This window comes from Actinomadura rupiterrae (assembly GCF_024172125.1).
In the GTDB taxonomy this organism is placed as follows: Bacteria; Actinomycetota; Actinomycetes; order Streptosporangiales; family Streptosporangiaceae; genus Spirillospora; species Spirillospora rupiterrae.
Map to the genome: position 1 here is coordinate 834,036 of NZ_JAMZEA010000001.1, position 17,021 is coordinate 851,056.

Sequence of the window (17,021 nt, forward strand, 5' to 3'; positions counted from 1 at the left end):
GCCAGACTCGATGGCCGGGCCCACGCGCCCACCGGGCGCAATGGCTGGACGTACACGCGCGCCAGGCGCATTGGCTGGGCCTACGCGCGCCCCGGGGGCGGTGACTGGGCCCACACGCGCGGCGGGCGCAGTGGCCGGGCATGTGCGCGCGGCGGGCGCAACGGCTGGGCCCACGCGCACGCCGGGGGCGGTGGCTCGGCGTGTGCGCGCGCCAGGTGCAATGGCCGGGCCCACACGCGTGCCGGGGGCGAGGGGTGGGCCTACGCGCGTGCTGGGGGCGGGGGCTGGGCGTGTGTGCGCGACGGGGGGTGAGGGCTTGCTGGGGGTGGGTGGGGTGCTCTGTGCGTGGGGGGTGGTTTGGGTGCGAGTGGGTTGCGGGGGCGGGAGTTCGCGGGAGGGGGTGGTCATGGGTTGCCTCCTCCGGCGTCCATGGTGTGGCGGCCGCGCAGGGAGGAGCCGGAGCGCCAGTTCGCGACGGTGCTCGGGACCTCTCCGGGGACGCCGGGCGACGGTTTGGGCTCGACCAGGAAACGGCCCGGGAGCTCGTACTTGGAGAGCTGCCGCAGCCACACGAAACCGCCCGCGTACAGCGCGATGACCAGGATCAGGACGAGCTGGCCGAGGAAGTCGTCGTACGGCCGGACGTAGCCGTGGTTGAAGATCGCGAGGACGAGGGCGGTGCCTACGGAGACGGCTACGACTATGCGGACGCTGCGGCGGGTGGCGCGGCGGTCGGCTTCGACGCGGCGGCGCATGTCGAGCTCGGCGCGGGCGGAGGTGGAGAGGGCGCCGAGCATGTCGCGGAGGCCGGGGCCGCGGAGCTTGGCGTTGAGGATGAGGGCGGCGACGACGAGGTCGGCGGACGGGTCGTCCAGGTCGTCGGCGAAGCGGCGCAGGGCCTCGGGCATCGGGACGCGGGTGTGCAGGCGGTCCACGAGGACGCGGAGGGGCTGCTGGAGGGCGGGGGCGGCGGCGCGCAGGGACGCGGGGATGGCCTGTTCGAGGCCGACGGCGCCCGCGATGGTGTCGCGGAGGGACTCGGTCCAGGCGGCGAGGGCTTCGAGGCGGGCCATCGCGCGGCGCTCCTCGGCGGCGCCGCCCGCCAGGCCGTTCCAGGCGAGGACGAGCGCGGCGGTTCCGGCCGCGGCGACGACCCAGCGGGTGACGACGAGGACGGCAAGCGCGCTCATCACGGCGACGGCCGTCCGCGTGGTGAGGGTGCGGATGAGGTCCTCGCGGCTGCGGCGGGGCTGGCCCGGACGCGCGGGCAGTCCGCGCAGCGCGACGATGAGGAGCAGGAGGCCGCCTCCGGCGATCGCGCCGGTGATGATGGCGAGCAGGACGTCCGGTGCGAACATCACGTCCTCCCGCGCGCGTGGGCGTTCTTCGGCATGGTCACCAGGCTCCGGCGGCTGGGTCGTAGCCGTGGTCGGCCAGTTCGGCGGCGCAGGCTATGGGGGCGGCGGGGTGGGCTTGGCCGTCGGGGGCGAGGGCGAAGACCTCGGACGACAGGACGCGGCCGTCGACGCCGGTGACCTCGCGGATGGACGCGACGTAGCGGCGCAGGCGGCCGCCCACCGCGTAGTCGTTGCGCTTCTCGATGAAGACGACGAAGTCGATGGCGCCGGCGATGAGCATGTGGGTGGCCTCGACCGGGAGGCGCTCCTCGGACTGGATCGCGTAGGTCGCGATGCGGTTGAAGACCTCCATGGACGAGTTCGCATGGATGGTCGAGAGCGAGCCGTCGTTGCCCTGGGTCATCGCGTTCAGCATGGTGACGATCTCGTCGCCGAGGACCTCGCCGACGATCACGCGGGACGGGTTCATGCGCAGGGAGCGGCGGACGAGCTCGGCCATGGAGATCGCGCCCTGGCCCTCGGAGTTCGGCAGCCGCTGCTCGAACGCGACGGCGTTCGGGTGCAGCTCGGGGAAGGCGTCCAGGCCGAGTTCGAGCGCGCGCTCGACGGTGATCAGCCGCTCGTGCTGCGGGATCTCGTTGGCGATCGCGCGCAGCAGCGTCGTCTTCCCGGCGTTCGTCGCCCCGGCGATCATGATGTTCTTGCGGGCGAGGACGGCCGCGCGCAGGAAGCGCCCTACCTCCGGGGTGAAGGTTCCATTGCCGATGAGATCGGAAAGGAAGACCTTGCCGAGACGCGCGCGGCGGATCGACAGGGCGGGCCGGACGGTCACGTCCATCACGGCGGAGAGCCGCGAGCCGTCCGGGAGGCGCAGGTCGAGCTGCGGGTTCGCGGTGTCGAAGGGCCGCGACGACAGGCCCGAGTAGGCGGCGAGGATCTGGATCAGCTCGACGAGCTCCTCGTCGGTCTCGGCGACCGGCTCGCCCATCACCTCGCGGCCGTCCGCGTAGCCGATGAAGACGCGGTCGCAGCCGTTGACGTCGATGTTCTCGATCTCCGGATCCTCCAGCAGGGGCTGGAGGCGGCCGACGCCGAACAGCGCCGCGTGCACGCCCGCCGCGAGCGCCTCCTCCTCCTCGGCGTTGGGCGGACGGCGCCCGGAGGTGATCTCGCCGCGCGCGAACTCCTCCAGGACCTGCGAGATCAGCGCGCGGGCGAACTGCCGCTCGTCCTCGCCGGACATGGGCGGCAGGCCGTTCGCGCCGTCCAGCCGGCGCTGCTGCGCGAGCCGGTCGCCGACCTCCTGGCGCAGCCGCTTGACGAGCGCGTGGTCCATCTAGAACCTCCCCTCGGCCATCAGCGGCTCGGCGGCGCCGGCGGCGTTCACCCTGGCCGTCAGGGCCGTCGCGACCTCGCGGGCGGAGCGGACGAGCAGCGTGCGGTCCAGGCGTCCGCCCCACTGCCCGGACAGCAGCTCGGCGCCCTTCGGGTCGAGCGCGAGGCCGCCGAGCACCGAGACGGGCGGCGCGGGCACGCCGCCGCGCGCCTCCAGCCGCTGCCGCGTACCGGTGAGGATCCGGTCGACCTCGGCGATGGACGCGCGGAAGTCGCGCGGGTCGGCGAGGACGACGACGCCGAGCGGCGGTCCGCCGCGCAGCTCGCCGGTCAGCGCGACGACGCGTTCGCGCAGGTGGGCGACCTGTTCGAGGGTCGCGCGGGTGAGCAGGACGACCATGTCCGCCTCGCGCAGCAGGTCGTTCAGCGGGCTGCCCGCGCCGAGCCGTCCGCAGTCGGCGAGGACGTCCACCTCCTGCAGGCCGCGGAACGCGCGCGCGAGCGGCGTCCACAGCCAGGTCATGCCCTGCGCCTGCTCGGCGTTGGTGAGGCCGACCAGGACGTCCAGGCCGCCGACGAGCCGCTGGCAGTGCTCGGCGATCTGGTCGGGCCGCAATCCGCGACGCGCCGTGGCGGCGAGGCTGAGCAGTCCGCGGGACGGGTTGAGCATCGCCGACCCGTCGGACGTGCCGGGATCGGCGGGCAGCCGGTACACCAGGTCGCCGCCCGCCTGGTCGCACTCGGCGACCAGCACCGGGCGCGGCCAGACCGCGCCGAGCGCCACCGCGGCCGTCGTGACGCCCGGGGCCCCCTTGTCGGCGGCGAGCGCGATGAGAGCCACGGTCAGCCTCCGCCCGTGCCGGGCGAGTGCTTCGGCTTGTCCGAGGGGCGCCCGGCGGGCCCGTTGCCCGAAGGAGCGTTCCCGGACGGGTTCCCCGACGGGTTGCCGGACGGGTTGTTGCCGGAGGGCGTGTCGTTGGGCGCGGACGGCGAGACGCCGGGCTGCGGCGGGACGTCCGATCCCTGCGGCTGCGTGCCGTCCGGGATGAGCGCGACCGCGACCAGCCCGCTCGACGCGGCCTGCGTGACCGCCGCGACCTGGTTCGGCGGGACGGCCACGTCCACGGCGACGCCTTCGCTGCCGAGCCGTCCGCCGCCGCCGTTCGAGACGCCGATGACGATCGCGTCCGGCGCGAGGACCGTGCCCGCGCGGACGGCCGAGGAGCCGTTGCCGCCGCTGACCGCGTACAGGCTGACCCGCTTGCCGGACTCCAGGCCCTTCGCCGGGAACTGGCCGGGCTTCAGCGACAGGCCGACGATCATGCGTCCCTGCGCGGCGCCGTTCGTCCGGCTGACCATCGAGTTGGTGAGCAGCGCGCCGCGCACCAGCGGCACCGCCGCGTAGGTCTGCGCGACCTTGGCGCGCTCCGACCAGGCGATGTACTCGATGCCGGTGTCGCCGACCTGCACCTCCTGCAGCGCCGACATCGGGATCTGCTGCCCGGCCGCGACCGGCTGCGCGATCCGGATCGCCGACACCCGCTGGCCGCTCGCCATCACCAGGTACGCGCTGGCCAGCGCGCCGCCCAGGACGAGCAGCACGGCCAGCGCCGCGAGCGCCGGTTTGCGCTCGCGCGGCGCGCTCGGCAGCCGCTGCCCGCCCGCCGTGCCGAGCCCGGTGGACCCGAGCCCGCCGCCCGCCGGGCTCGCCGCGAGCCCGCCCCGTCCGCTCGTCGCCCGCTGGTCGCTCTTCATGGGGGCAGCCACGTGCTCCTTTCGCGCCCGCCGGAATCTCGGATGGGGGAGATCTCCGAATCGCCGGGCGATCCATGCTTGCGGGACGGATGAGCCCCCGTCAATGGATTCGGCCACCCGTACCCGGGACGTGACCAAAGGACCGCAGGTGACCAGCCGTTTCGCCGGCCACTTCGCGGCTTACCCCGGGTCACTCCGGCCACTGACATCCCGAATCGGACACCCGATAAAGCCGTTCTGTTGGTAAATGACGGAAAGTGCCGCGAGCCGTGTCCGGATCGTTGGCGATGACCGCCACCGCCCCGTCGGATGATTGCCCGACCACCGTCGCCGCGCTGCCGCACGACCGTCGCCGTCCTGCCGGACGACCGTCGCCGTCCTGCCGGACGACCGCCGCCGTTGCTGTCGGATGGCCGACGTCGGGTGTCGCGTGTCCGTCGTTGGGCCGTCCAGCGATGCGGTCGCGCCGTCCGCGCGGTCCTCGTCGGGGCGGCTCGTTAGAGTGAGCCGCAGCCGACGCGTCCCCCAGGGCCCCGGCCCGGGGCACGAGCGCGGTGCCGGGAGCGGACGCGTGCGGCGCGGGCCGGTCGGTAGGGCGGGGCAGAGGGGCTGGTATGCGGATCTCGTTCACGGCGCTGACCCACGAGGGGCCCCGGGACGTCGTGGCGGACGTGGACGGCAGGGCCACCGTCGGCGGCGTCGCGCGGGCGCTCGCGGTGGGCGGCGACGGGCTGTGGGCGGACGGCCGGATGCTCGACCCGCGCGCCCCGGCGGCGCGCGAGCTGCGGGACGGCGCGGTCGTCGGCGTCGACCGGCGCACCGCCGCGGCGACGGATCTGGGCGAGCCGTCCGGGCTCGTCGAGGTGCGCGTCGTCGGCGGGCCGTCCGCGGGTCCGGTGCACCGGCTCGGGTTCGGGACGGTCACGGTCGGGTCCGGCGAGCGCGCCGACCTCACGCTGGACGACCCGGACGTCCCGGAGGTGTCGCTGCGCGTCACGGTCGGGCGGGACGGCACGGAGGTCGAGCCGTCCGCGCACACGCTCGGGCATGCCGTCCTCGACGGGGTCCCGCTCGACGGGAAGCGGCCGTGGGAGATCGGCAGCGTGCTGGCCGTCGGGTCGAGCGTCCTGATGCTGGCGCCGAGCGCGAAGCCCGACACGCATCTGGAGCCGCTGCCCGAGGGCGGGCTGGCGTTCAACCGTCCACCGCGGCTGAAGCCTGCCGTGCGGAAGCGGAGCATCGACGTCCCGAAGCGTCCCGAGCGGGATCCGAAGGAGCGGCTGCGGCTGTTCGGCGCGCTGCTGTTCTCGGCGTTCGGCCTGGTCATGGCGGTCGCGCTGCGGCAGTGGTGGTGGGCGCTGTTCGCGCTCGCGTGGCCCGTGATGACGCTCGGCGAGTGGGTCGGCGACCGGATGTACGGGCGCAAGTCCTACAAGAAGGCGCTGCGCGAGTACGAGGAGGAGAGCGCCGCGTTCGGCGCGCGCCTGGCCGGGCTGCGCCGCGAGGACGAGCGCGAGCGCCGCGACGCCGACCCCGATCCCGCCGAGATCCTGCTGACGGCGACCGGTCCGCGCCGCCGCCTCTGGGAGCGGCGCATGACCGATCCGGACGCGCTGCACCTGCGCCTCGGCCTCGCCGACCTGCCCGCCCTCATCGAGATCCGCAGCGACGGGCCGCTTCCGGGACGTCCGTCGTCCAGCATGAGCGGCGGGCTCGCCACCAGCGCCGTCCCGCGCGCGAACGGCGGCCGGGCGGCCGACGCGATCAACGCCGCGGACGCCATCAACGCCGCGGGCCGCTTCGCCTCGCCTGCCCCCTTCCCCGGAGGCTCGGCGCGCGAGGATTTCCCGACCGCCGACAACACGAGCCGCAAGCCCAACACGGGACGCAAGGGCAGCGGCGGGCGCGCGGGACGCAACGGCGCCGGGCGCGCAGGACGCGACGGCGGCGGGCGCGCAGGACGCGACGGCGGCGGGCGCGCGGGACGCGGAGGTCGCAACGGCGGGGCGGATCGCGGCGACCGTGCAGGCTTCATGGACGGCGGCGCAGGTCGCGAGGGCAGCGCCGGTCGCGCACGCGTTGAGGTGGGCGGAGGTCTGGCGGACGGGCCGCCGATGGCGCGGCTGGTTCCGGTCGCGTTGCCGCTGCCGGACATCGGGGTGCTCGGCGTGACCGGACCGCGGTCGGCGTCGCGTGGCCTCGCGCGGTGGCTGGTCGCGCAGGCCGCGGCGCTGCACAGCCCCCGTGACCTCGCGATCGTCGTCCTGACAGCGGACGCGGAGGCGGGCGAGGAGTGGAACTGGGTGCGGTGGCTGCCGCACACGCGTCCGCGCGAGGGCGAGGAGTGCATGGCGCTCGTCGGGTCCGACCCGGAGTCGCTCGCGCACCGCATCACCGAGCTGGCGATCAGGGTGAGCGAGCGGCGGCGGGCCGCGCAGGCCGCGCAGAGCTTCTTCGGCCAGGGCAAGCCGCCCGAGGCCGTCCCGTACAACATCCTGATCGTGCTGGACGGCGCGCGCGCCCTGCGCCGCCAGCCGGGCATGCCGATGCTGCTCGCGCGCGGCGCCGAGTACGGCCTCTACGCGATCTGCGTGGACGACGAGGAGAAGCTGCTTCCCGAGGAGTGCGGCGTCGTCGCGGCGTTCGAGGAGGACGGTCCGACCGTCCGGCTGCGGGGGCACGGGCTGGACGCGATCGGTCCGGTGCTCGTCGATCGCGTGCCGGTCGCGTGGGCCGAGCGGGTCGGACGGTCGCTCGCACCCGTCCGGGACGTCTCGCGGCAGGACTCCGAGGACGCCGTCCCCTCGTCCGCCCGCCTGCTCGACCTGCTCGCGATGCCCGATCCGGACGCGGACGCCGTGCTGCGCTCCTGGCAGCGGACGGGCGGCCGCGCCACCAGCGTCCCGCTCGGCTTCACCGCCGACGGCCCGTTCACCGTGGACCTCCGCTACGACGGCCCGCACGGCCTCGTCGCCGGGACGACCGGCGCGGGCAAGTCCGAGCTGCTCCAGTCGCTGATCGCCTCGCTCGCGGTCGCGAACCGCCCGGACGAGATGACGTTCGTCCTGATCGACTACAAGGGCGGCGCGGCGTTCGCCGACTGCGCGCGCCTCCCGCACACCGTCGGCATGGTCACCGACCTGGACGGGCACGCGACCGAGCGCGCGCTCGAATCGCTGTCGGCCGAGCTCCGCCGCCGCGAGGAGATCCTGCTGCACGCGGGCGCGAAGGACATCGACGACTACCAGGCGGACGGGAACGGCGGGCTGCCCCGGCTCGTCCTGGTGATCGACGAGTTCGCCGCGATGGTCGCCGAGCTGCCCGAGTTCGTCGCCGGGCTGGTCGACATCGGACGGCGCGGGCGGTCCCTCGGCGTCCACCTGATCCTCGCGACGCAGCGCCCGGCCGGGGTGGTGACCGCGGACATCCGCGCGAACACCAACCTGCGGATCGCGCTGCGCGTCACCGACCCGGACGAGTCGACCGACGTCCTCGACTCGCCGGAGGCCGCGACGATCGGGAAGTCGACGCCGGGCCGCTGCTACGTGCGGTCCGGGGTGGACGAGCCGCGCCTCGTGCAGACCGCGCGCGTCGGCGGGCGGCGTCCCGCGCCGGGCGCTCCCGTCGGGCGCGCCGACGTGCACACCGTCGGATGGCAGGGCCTCGGACGTCCGCTGCCCGGGCCGCGCGCACCGCTGGACGACGCGTCCGGCGATTCGGTCACCGACCTGGCCGTCCTCGTGCGTGCGATAGAGGAGGCCGCGCACCGCGCGGGAATCGAGCGGCAGCCGTCGCCGTGGCTGACGCCGCTTCCGGAGCGGATCCGCTTGGCGCCGCGCACTGCCGCTGGGGGATCGGTCGTGGACGTCCCGTCCATCCCGTTCGGCATAACCGACCTGCCGTCCGTCCAGTCGCGGGAGCCGCTGGTCGCCGACCTGGTGAAAGGCGGCCACCTGTACCTCGCGGGCACCGCGCGCTCCGGCCGCTCGACCGCGCTGCGCACGTTCGCCGGATCGCTCGGCGCCGCCTGCTCGCCGTTCGACGTGCACCTGTACGCGATCGACTGCGGCGCGGGCGCGCTGCTGCCGCTGGTGTCGCTGCCGCACTGCGGCGCCGTCGTCACCCGCGACCAGCTCGACCGCTGCGAGCGCCTCCTCACCGCGCTCGGCGCCGAGGTCGCGCGCCGGCAGCAGCTGCTCGCCGAGGCGGGCTTCGCGTCCCTGTCCGAGCAGCGCGCCGCCGTCGCCGCCGCCGACCGGCTTCCCTGGATGGTCCTGCTGCTCGACCGCTGGGAGGGCTTCGTCGGCGCGTTCGACTCCTACGACTACGGCCGCCTCGTGGACGTCGTCCTGCGCCTGCTGCGCGAGGGCGCGGCGGTCGGCCTGCGCGCCGTCTTCACCGGCGACCGGACGGGCCTCACCGGCCAGGTCTCCACCGTGTTCGACCGGCGGCTCGTCCTGCGGATGGCCGATCCGAACGATTACGGATACGCCGGATTGCAGGAACGCCAGGTCCCCGCGTCGATGCCGCCGGGACGCGTCCTGGAGGTCGCCGCGCCGGGCGTCCCGCCGCGCGAGTCGCAGATCGGCCTGCTCGCGGACGACCCGTCCGGCACGGCCCAGGTCGCCGCCCTCCAGGACATCGCGCGCGCCGCCGTCACCCGCTACGGCCGCCTGCCCCGGCGCCAGCGTCCGCTGCACGTGGACGAGCTGCCCGTCCGCTCGACCTACGCCGAGGCGATGGCGCTCGACCCCGACTTCACGCCGCCGTCCGCGCTGTGGTCCCTGGTCGGCGTCGGCGGCGACACGCTCGCCCCTATCGGCATCGACCTGCTGAACGAGGGGCCGGCCTTTGTCGTCGCCGGTCCGGCGCGTTCCGGCCGCTCCACCACGTTGCGGACGATGGTCGAGTCGTTGTTGGACCCGTCCGTTGCTGGGGGCTTGGTCCCTGTCGTCCTGGTCACTCCGCGACGCTCGCCACTGCGGATGCTGGCCGGGCGGCGCGGCGTCCTGGGGCTTCTCACGTCGTCCGACGCGTCGTCCGACGAGTTGGAGGACGCGATCGGCGACGAGCACCGGTACGTCGTCGTCGTGGACGACGCCGAACTCCTGGACGAGACCGAGCTGGACGACGCCCTCCGCGACGTCCTCCGGACGGCCCGCGACGGCGAGCACGCCCTCGTCCTCGGCGGCACCACCGAGGACCTGGGGCGCGGCTACCGCGGCTTCCTCGCCGACGCCCGCCGCTCCCGCTCCGGCGTCCTCCTCGCCGTCGACTCCGCCGACGACGGCGACCTCTTCGGCCTCCGCCTCCCCCGCAACACCTCCCTGGCCGGCCCCACCGGCCGAGGCCTCTACGTCCGCCAGGGCACCACGACCCAGATCCAAGTCCCCCTCCCCCCACCCCTGACCTCCTCCTAGCCCGCCCACCCAGACCAAAGGCCCGCACGCCCCCTCCGCCGGAACGGAGCGGCGGGCGCCATCAGTCCGCCGGGACGGACAAGCGGGGGCCGTCGCTCGCCAGGGCGGAGCCGCGGACAACGCCAGCCCGCCGGACTGGAGAGCTGGGCGCAGTCAGTTCGCCGGGGTGGACAAGTAAGCACCGTCAGCTCGCCGAGCCGGAGAAGCAGACGCCCCCGGTTCGCCGCGGCGGAGAGACGGGCGCTGTCAGCTGTCCAGGACGGACAAGCGGACGACGCCGGCCCACCGGAATGGCAGGGCGGGCGCCGTCAGCCCGCCAGAGGCGGGCGTGGTCGGATTCGCCAGGACGGACAAGCAGGCGGCGCCGATCCTCCATGACGGAGAAGCAGGCGTCGCCGGCTCGCCGGGGCGGAGAAGCGGGCGTCGCCGGGTCGCCGGGGCGGAGTGGTGGTCGTCCTCAGTTCGCCGGGGCGGGGAAGAGGACGCGGGCGGCGTGCGCGGTGTCGCAGTACTCGCGGACGGCGGCGATCTTGCCGTCGCGGACGGTGTAGACGCCGAGGCAGCGGTTGTCGTAGCGGTCGCCGCGGACGGTGTCGCCCTGGGCCGTCCACTCGGCGACGACCTGGTCGCCGTCGGCGATGACACCGGTGAGGACGATCGTGGGCGGGGCGGCGAAGGCGTCCGCGGTGACGCCGCCGAGGAAGTCGTTGATGATCGCGTCGCGGCCCTTCCAGGTGCCGCTGATCGGGGTGTCGCCGGGGTAGGTCCAGGTCGCGTCCTCGGCGAAGCTGTCGGTGATCGTGGCGAGGTCACCTGCGGCGACGGCCTCGACGTAGCGGACGACGATCTCCTTGGGGCTCATGGCCTCTTCCTTTCTGAGAGCAGTGCTCTTGACTGTGAGCATCACTCGCGAGAGCATTGCTCTCGCAGGGACGAAAGTTACTTTCTGGACTTCGGAGGTCCGCATGCTCGCCGCCGCCAAGGGCGCCAACATGGCGCTGATGTTCTTCCTGGAGCTCGGCGTGCTGATCTCCGTCGGTTACTGGGGCTTCACGCTCGGCTCGAACTGGGGCGTCCGGATCCTCGTCGGCCTCGGCGCGCCCGTCCTGATGGGGACGCTGTGGAGCCTGTTCGCGGCGGGCGGCGGCAAGAACGCCACCTACGCGCTGACCGGCCCCGTCCGCGCCGCCTTCGAGATCGCCTGGTTCGGCACCGGCGCCCTCGCGCTCTACGCCTCCATCACCCTGACCCCGGCGCTGATCTTCGCCGCCGCCTACGCGGTCAACGCCGTCCTGCGCCTCATCTGGAAGCAGGGCTGAGATTCCAGCCGCAGCAGATCGACACTTCCGACGCGGCTCGGTCACGCGGTGGCCGGGCCGCTTGGAATTCCACCCGCCCAGCGCGCGGCCCGGTCATGTCGCAGTGGCCGCCAACGCTTCCGCGCTCACCGTGAGGACGGCATTCCCGCGGACACGACGATCGCGCAGGTCGGACAGCACGGAGGCGGTGTCCGTCCAGTCCCTGCTGCATCCGATTTCGGGATGTAGCCGACCGGACGCGACGAGCCTGACGAGCGTGGCGAGATCCGTCCCGTCCGGGATGTCGGAATCGGCGTAGTGGAAGTGCCGGATCGTCCCGGATTCGGGTCCGTCGAAGAAGCTGAAGAAGTCGAGCGTGACCGGCGTCCGGCTGGCCTGGCCGAACCAGATGAGCGTCCCGCGGCGGACCAGCTTCGCGAGCGCCGCCGGAAGGTTCGCGCCGCCGGTCGACTCCAGCACGAGGTCGAACGCCCCCTCGGCGGACGCCACGTCCGGGACGACCTGCGCGCCCAGCTCGGCCAGCCGTCCACCACGGCGCGAAACCGCCGTGACCTGCGCTCCAGCGGCGGTCGCGAGTTCCGTGAAGTAGTGCCCCACCCCGCCGGACGCCCCGGTCAGCAGCACCCGCGCCCCGGCCACCGAACCGGCCGTCCGCAGCAGGCGCAGCGCCGTCAGCCCCGCCAGCGGAAGCGCGGCGGCCGTCTGCGCCGAGACCGCGTCCGGCAGTTCGGCCAGCGCGTCCGTCCGGACGGCGACGCGTTCCGCCCATCCGGCGGCCGGCGGATGTCCCACCACACGCGCGCCTTCCCGCGGACCAGAACCGTCCGCGGCCGCCCGGACGACGCGTCCGGCCACGTCCTTGCCGGGCAGCCAGCCGGTGCCCGCCTCCAGCTTGAAGATCTCGCCCCGGTTCACCGAGAACGCCTCGACCTCCACGACCACCTCGTCCGGGCGCGGCTCCGGCTCAGCACGATCACCGAGGACGACCAGCTCGTCACCGCGTCCCGTCGGCTGCAACGCCTTCATGATCGCCTCCTTCCCGCCGGGCCCGATACCCGACTCCCCTTCAGCACTCCGGCCACCTGCCCGCCTTCGGACTCGTCCGCTCCACCGGACCGTTCGTCCGTGGCGTGATCACAGTTCACTGCGGATGGCCGTCCCGCGGCCAACAGCCATCAGGACGACTTGACAACCAACAGTTGTCGGACAAGGTAGATCCCGTGGATCTGGACCTCGCACAGGTGCGCGCCTTCGTGGCCACGGCCGAAGCACGCCATTTCGGCCACGCCGCCACCGACCTCGGCCTGACCCAGCAGGCACTGTCCAAGCGGATCGCCCGGCTGGAAGCACTGCTCGGCACCCGCCTGCTGGAACGCGGCCACGGAAGCGTCGAACCGACCCCGGCAGGAGAGCGCTTCCTGGCCCCCGCCCGCCGCGCCCTGGCCGCCGCCGACGCCGCCATCTCCGCCGTCCGCGACGAAGCCGGCCCCCTACGAGTCGACCTATGGGGCCACCTCTACGACCCGTCCCGCACACTGAGCGACGTGATCAACGCCCCCCACTCGCACGAGCTACCCCCCGGCCGCCCAGACCGCTCCCTCCCGGCCATCGAGCTCGGCCGCGCCCGTGACCTCCCGGCCGTCGCCAGTGCTCTGTTGCGCGGCGAGATCGATGCCGGCTTCGGCCGCGTCCACCGCTCAGCGCTTCCACCCGCCGGCGGTCTGACCCACCGGATCGTCCGCCTGGAACCCATGGACGCCCTGCTCAGCGACCGCCACCCCCTCGCCCGCACCGAACAACTGCGCCCCGGCGACCTCCGCGACAGCCGCCTCCTGTTCCCCGCGGCGGCCGACCGCCTCGACTTCCTGAGCCGCTTCGCCGAGGCCTTCGAAATCCGCGACCGCATCGAGGCCGTCAACCTGGGAGCCGGACGCCTCCTCGCCGACCTTCGCGACACTCCGGACGCCTTCACCCTCTTCCCGGCCGACGCCCGCCTGCCGGACGTCCCGGGCATCCGATCCGTCCCCCTGGTCGACCCGGTCCCCCTTTACGCCTGGTCGGTCATCTGGAACGAAGCCGCAGGCCACCCCCGCCTCCCCGACCTCCTCCAAGCCCTGACGGCCAAAGCCCGAACGCGCCGATGGCTCGAATACAACCCCTGCGCCGACTGGCTCCCCACCGAAGACACCACCACCTACACCGCCCCACCCCTCACCTGACCACCCCCCAGAGCGCAACATCCCATTGCAACCTCAACCGCAAAGAATCACCCGCGCCCCCAACTCCCCGACCACCCGCCCCCGCCAGCCCCACACCAGCGCCCATGGAAGGGCCCTCGGCATTGCATGCGGCTCACGGGGCCCCACGACGTCGGCCGAGCGGCATCACCTGCGCGGCATCAACACCGCGACGCAGGCTCCGCAGCGTCGGCGCCATCCTGCCAACTGCGCCCTGCTGTCCGCCGGCGCTGTCCGCCGGCGCTGTCCGCCGGCGCTGTCCGCCGGCAGCCGCAGACCACCAACCAACGTGCCGCCGCCCAGACACCCCAGCCGCGCAGTTCCAGCGCCCCTAACTGCAAGCGCCGACTACAACGACAGCACCAACCACCGCCCGTTTGCCTACAGCGGCGGTGCCGGCTGACGGCGCAAGACCAGTGCCCAGCCGATCAGGATCGTCCCGGCGGCGAAGGCTCCAGCCACCACGAACACAGGACGCGGATCATTTCCGAATGCGCGACTTGCCAAGCCCGCCAACGCCGCGCCGATCGGCGTCACAGCAATCACCAGCGAGCGGATCGTCGTCGTGACGCGTCCCATCAACTCTCGCGGAATCCACGCCTGCCGCGCGCTCCGATTCACCACGCTCGCCACGGTCACCGAAGCCCCCTGGACGGCATTCGCAAGCACCAGGCCCCACGCGTCCGAAACCATCCCCATCGCGGCCAGCGCCGTCCCGACTCCAACGACACCAACGGTCACCGCACCCATAGTTCCAAGCCACCGCGCGACGACGCCCGCCGCCATGGCCCCCGCGACGCCGCCTACTCCCTCAGCCGCAACCAGCGCCGCCACGGCATGCGTGGGCAGCCCAAGCGTGACCCGCCCCAAATAGACGATCAGAGTGTCCACAGCCAGACACAGATTCACCACAACCTGAACCGCCGTCACCGCCAACAGCGGCCGACACCCGACCAAGAACCGCAACCCCTCCAAAAAGTCCCGCCCAACTCCCCGCAGAAACAAGACAAAACCCCACTCACCCCCCACCCCCGCCCCCCACACCGCCAGCTCACCCACCCGCACCCGCACCCGCGCCCCTACCGCTACAGGCGCCCAGCCCACTCCCCGCACCCGCACCGCTACAGGTGCCCAGGCCGCTCCCCGCACCAGTCCCCGCACGCCCGCCGGCTCGCCCGCCCATGCCTGCGCCCAGACCCCTGCGGACGCCCGGACCGACCCCCGCACCCGCACCCGCCCCCGTGCGCCCGTCCACCCCCGCACCCACACGGGTGGAGGTGCCCAGGCCGCTGCCCACACCAGCACCCGCACGCCCGCCCGCTCGCGCGCCCAACCCCCCACCCGCGCACCTACCGCTGCAGGTGCCCAGGCCGCTCGCCGCACCAGCACCCGCACACCCGCCCGCCCGCGCGCCCACCCCCGAGCCCAGACCCCTGCGGACGCCCGGACCAATGCACGCACCCGCACCCGCGCGCCCGCCCATCCCCGCACCCACAACGCTGCAGGCGCCCAGCCCACTGCCCACACCAGCACCCGCACACTCGCCCGCCCGCGCGCCCGACCCCCCACCCGCGCGCCTACCGCTGCAGGTGCCCAGACCGCTCCCCGCACCAGCAACCCCACGCCCGCCCGTTCGCGCGCCCAACCCCGCACCCAGATCCATGCGGGCGCCCGGACCAATGCCCGCACCCGTACCCGCACGGCCACCCACCCCCGCGCCCGACGCGCACCCACGCCCCGGCCCGTGCCCGTGCCCCGGCTCGTGCCCGCACCCCCGCTAGTTCCCACACCCCCGCCCATCCCCACGCCCTCTGTCCGTGCCCGCGCCGACGCCCGCGCGCGAGCCCGCTCCTGTATCCCCGCCTGCTCCTGCGCCCCCACCCGCTCTCCGACGCCTGCCCGCATCCGCATCGGTGTCCACACCCACGCCTGCGCCCACGGCCACGCCCACGCCCACGCCCACGCCCACGCCTGCGCCCACGCCTGCCAAGCGAACACGGACGCACACCGTTGAGCGGTAACCGAACTTCGCCTCCTCAAGACGCTTTTCCGCGCAGATGCGACCAACCGTGTTCGGCCGCGAACGGCACTGCGCGATCGAGCAGGGAAGACCGGTCTTGTTCGCCAGCACCACCTCCGCGCTCGGTTGACCGCTTGGCTGTCCGTTCGCTCGCCCTCCCACCCAGGCCAGGTTCGTTTGAACGACTGATCACCCCGCTGCGCCTCGCCACCGAATGTTCGGTCGTCCAACCGAGCACCCTTTGCCGTAGTGGACGGCGCGTTTGTTCGCATGAGCGACCGCTCACGCCTCCTCGACCAAAGCAGCGCGAACGTTCGGATGAACAGGCGTCGGTCCGTAACGACACCAAGCGACACGCATGAAACGACGAACGTCGCCGCGTTCAAAAGCAAGGCGGCGCCCACGCCGACCACAGCGGCGAGAAAGGCAACCACTGCAGGCCCGACAACGGCGGCCAACTGCGCGGCCGTCTCCATGACCGCGTTCGCGCGCAGCAACCCCTCGTTCGCGAACAGATCCTTGAGGGACGCGCCAAGAGCGGCGTCGAAGAACACCGTCGCGATCCCGGCAACGAACGCCAACCCGAGCACAAGCGGCAGCCGGGCCATACCAACCCAGACCATCACGGGCAACGCCACAAAGACGGCAGCGCGCACGACGTCCGCCACGACCAGGACCGTCCAGGCGTTCCATCGATCGACGAGCGCGCCCGCAGGGACACCAACGAGCAGGTAGCCGACCCCGCGCGGTGCTGCCGCCAGCCCGGCGAGCAGCGGATCGCGGGTCAGCCGCAGCACCAGTAGCGGGACGGCCAGCACCGCCAGCCCGTCCCCCAGCAGTGACACCGCCTGCCCGCCGAGGAAGATCCGCCGCCGCCTCGCTGACGGACGGTTCATTCCGGACGGACGGCCACGATCCGGAAGCTCACGCCCATGCGTCCGCGCGCGACATGCTCGATCCGGAATCCCGCGCGGCGCAGCGGTCCCCGCGGATCGCGCGTCAGGTGGTCGGCCGACAGCCGAACGATCAGCGGCTCGATCAGATGCATCATTGTTCGAATGAACAGGTTGGATGACGGACCGTGTTCGGCCATGACCATTCGTCCACCTGGTCGAAGGATCCTGAACGCTTCGCGCAGCGCCGCCTCCTCATTCGGGATCGAGCAGAGCGTGAACGTCGAGACGACCGTGTCGGCACAGCCGTCCGGCAGGTCGAGACACTGCGCGTCGTCCCGCCGCAGCTCGACGCGGCCGGCGAGCTTCTGGTCCTCGACCCGCTCCCGCGCGAGCGCGGGCATCCGCTCCGACAGGTCGATCCCGATGACCGAAACGACATCGTCGCCGTAAAGCGGCAGGTTGAGGCCCGTCCCGACGGCGATCTCCACGACCCGTCCGGACGCGCGCCCGGTCACCCACGTCCGGCTGCCGGGAAACAGCAGCCGCTCGCAGGTCGCCATCTGCCGGTCATACCGGTCGGCGACGGCGTCGAAGACCCGAAGCACGCGCTCGTTACTGGTCCGCACCGTCCCACCTCCGCGCCCGGCGCTCGCGGGCTCCGTCCTCGATCGTCCTACCGGA

11 protein-coding genes and 1 pseudogene are annotated in these 17,021 nt (G+C 73.5%); 3 read left to right on the plus strand and 9 right to left on the minus strand.

What is annotated here, in order from left to right; translation table 11 throughout:
- Positions 1–404 precede the first annotated feature (404 nt).
- From FHU30_RS03745 to FHU30_RS03760, 4 genes are read right to left on the minus strand one after another with little or no spacing between them, the layout of a single operon-like run.
- Positions 405–1,358: a type II secretion system F family protein gene (locus FHU30_RS03745; protein WP_253871458.1), complete on the minus strand. Its 954-nt coding sequence runs from the start codon at positions 1,356–1,358 to the stop codon at positions 405–407.
- Positions 1,359–1,395: 37 nt separating this feature from the next.
- Positions 1,396–2,694, minus strand: coding sequence for a TadA family conjugal transfer-associated ATPase (locus tag FHU30_RS03750; protein WP_253871460.1), 1,299 nt, complete (start codon positions 2,692–2,694; stop codon positions 1,396–1,398).
- Positions 2,695–3,534, minus strand: coding sequence for a hypothetical protein (locus FHU30_RS03755; RefSeq protein ID WP_253871462.1), 840 nt, complete (start codon positions 3,532–3,534; stop codon positions 2,695–2,697).
- A 2-nt stretch (positions 3,535–3,536) separates the two neighbouring features.
- The gene (locus tag FHU30_RS03760) at positions 3,537–4,460 is read right to left on the minus strand and encodes a hypothetical protein (RefSeq protein WP_253871464.1); all 924 of its coding nucleotides are present in this window, start codon (positions 4,458–4,460) and stop codon (positions 3,537–3,539) included.
- A 602-nt stretch (positions 4,461–5,062) separates the two neighbouring features.
- On the opposite strand from FHU30_RS03760, the gene FHU30_RS03765 reads away from it, so the two are divergent.
- Positions 5,063–9,868, plus strand: a complete 4,806-nt coding sequence (locus tag FHU30_RS03765; RefSeq protein WP_253871466.1) for an FtsK/SpoIIIE domain-containing protein — start codon at positions 5,063–5,065, stop codon at positions 9,866–9,868.
- A 457-nt stretch (positions 9,869–10,325) separates the two neighbouring features.
- Here FHU30_RS03765 and FHU30_RS03770 read toward each other — a convergent pair whose 3' ends face one another.
- Positions 10,326–10,730 carry a nuclear transport factor 2 family protein gene (locus FHU30_RS03770; RefSeq protein ID WP_253871468.1) on the minus strand — a complete coding sequence of 135 codons (405 nt, stop codon included), beginning with the start codon at positions 10,728–10,730 and terminating at the stop codon, positions 10,326–10,328.
- A 103-nt stretch (positions 10,731–10,833) separates the two neighbouring features.
- Here FHU30_RS03770 and FHU30_RS03775 point away from each other — a divergent pair, with 103 nt between their 5' ends.
- Positions 10,834–11,187 (plus strand): YrdB family protein, encoded by a 354-nt coding sequence (locus tag FHU30_RS03775; RefSeq protein ID WP_253871470.1) that lies wholly within the window; start codon positions 10,834–10,836, stop codon positions 11,185–11,187.
- A 93-nt stretch (positions 11,188–11,280) separates the two neighbouring features.
- Here FHU30_RS03775 and FHU30_RS03780 read toward each other — a convergent pair whose 3' ends face one another.
- On the minus strand, positions 11,281–12,213 hold the full coding sequence (locus FHU30_RS03780; RefSeq protein WP_253871472.1) for a zinc-binding dehydrogenase: 933 nt from the start codon (positions 12,211–12,213) through the stop codon (positions 11,281–11,283).
- Positions 12,214–12,407: 194 nt separating this feature from the next.
- Between FHU30_RS03780 and FHU30_RS03785 the strand changes: the two genes are divergently transcribed.
- Positions 12,408–13,406, plus strand: a complete 999-nt coding sequence (locus FHU30_RS03785; protein WP_253871474.1) for a LysR family transcriptional regulator — start codon at positions 12,408–12,410, stop codon at positions 13,404–13,406.
- Positions 13,407–13,805: 399 nt separating this feature from the next.
- On the opposite strand, the gene FHU30_RS03790 is transcribed toward FHU30_RS03785, so the two are convergent.
- The 3 genes and pseudogenes from FHU30_RS03790 to FHU30_RS03795 all read right to left on the minus strand — a co-directional run bounded on the left by FHU30_RS03790 (position 13,806) and on the right by FHU30_RS03795 (position 16,966).
- Entirely contained in the window at positions 13,806–14,360 is a 555-nt protein-coding gene (locus FHU30_RS03790; RefSeq protein WP_253871476.1) for an MFS transporter, read from the minus strand.
- A gap of 984 nt (positions 14,361–15,344) precedes the next feature.
- Positions 15,345–16,340, minus strand: a pseudogene (locus FHU30_RS47590) (MFS transporter); the annotation flags it as partial.
- Positions 16,337–16,966 (minus strand): class I SAM-dependent methyltransferase, encoded by a 630-nt coding sequence (locus FHU30_RS03795; protein WP_253871478.1) that lies wholly within the window; start codon positions 16,964–16,966, stop codon positions 16,337–16,339. The gene FHU30_RS03795 and the pseudogene FHU30_RS47590, both read right to left, overlap by 4 nt.
- Positions 16,967–17,021: the final 55 nt, after the last annotated feature.

What these genes read in the sequence shown, in the direction of transcription:
- FHU30_RS03770 (WP_253871468.1), bottom strand. Translation starts at nt 10,730, where the DNA reads ATGAGCCCCAAGGAGATCGTCGTCCGCTACGTCGAGGCCGTCGCCGCA.
- FHU30_RS03780 (WP_253871472.1), bottom strand. Translation starts at nt 12,213, where the DNA reads ATGAAGGCGTTGCAGCCGACGGGACGCGGTGACGAGCTGGTCGTCCTC.
- FHU30_RS03745 (WP_253871458.1), bottom strand. Translation starts at nt 1,358, where the DNA reads ATGTTCGCACCGGACGTCCTGCTCGCCATCATCACCGGCGCGATCGCC.
- FHU30_RS03775 (WP_253871470.1), top strand. Translation starts at nt 10,834, where the DNA reads ATGCTCGCCGCCGCCAAGGGCGCCAACATGGCGCTGATGTTCTTCCTG.
- FHU30_RS03750 (WP_253871460.1), bottom strand. Translation starts at nt 2,694, where the DNA reads ATGGACCACGCGCTCGTCAAGCGGCTGCGCCAGGAGGTCGGCGACCGG.
- FHU30_RS03765 (WP_253871466.1), top strand. Translation starts at nt 5,063, where the DNA reads ATGCGGATCTCGTTCACGGCGCTGACCCACGAGGGGCCCCGGGACGTC.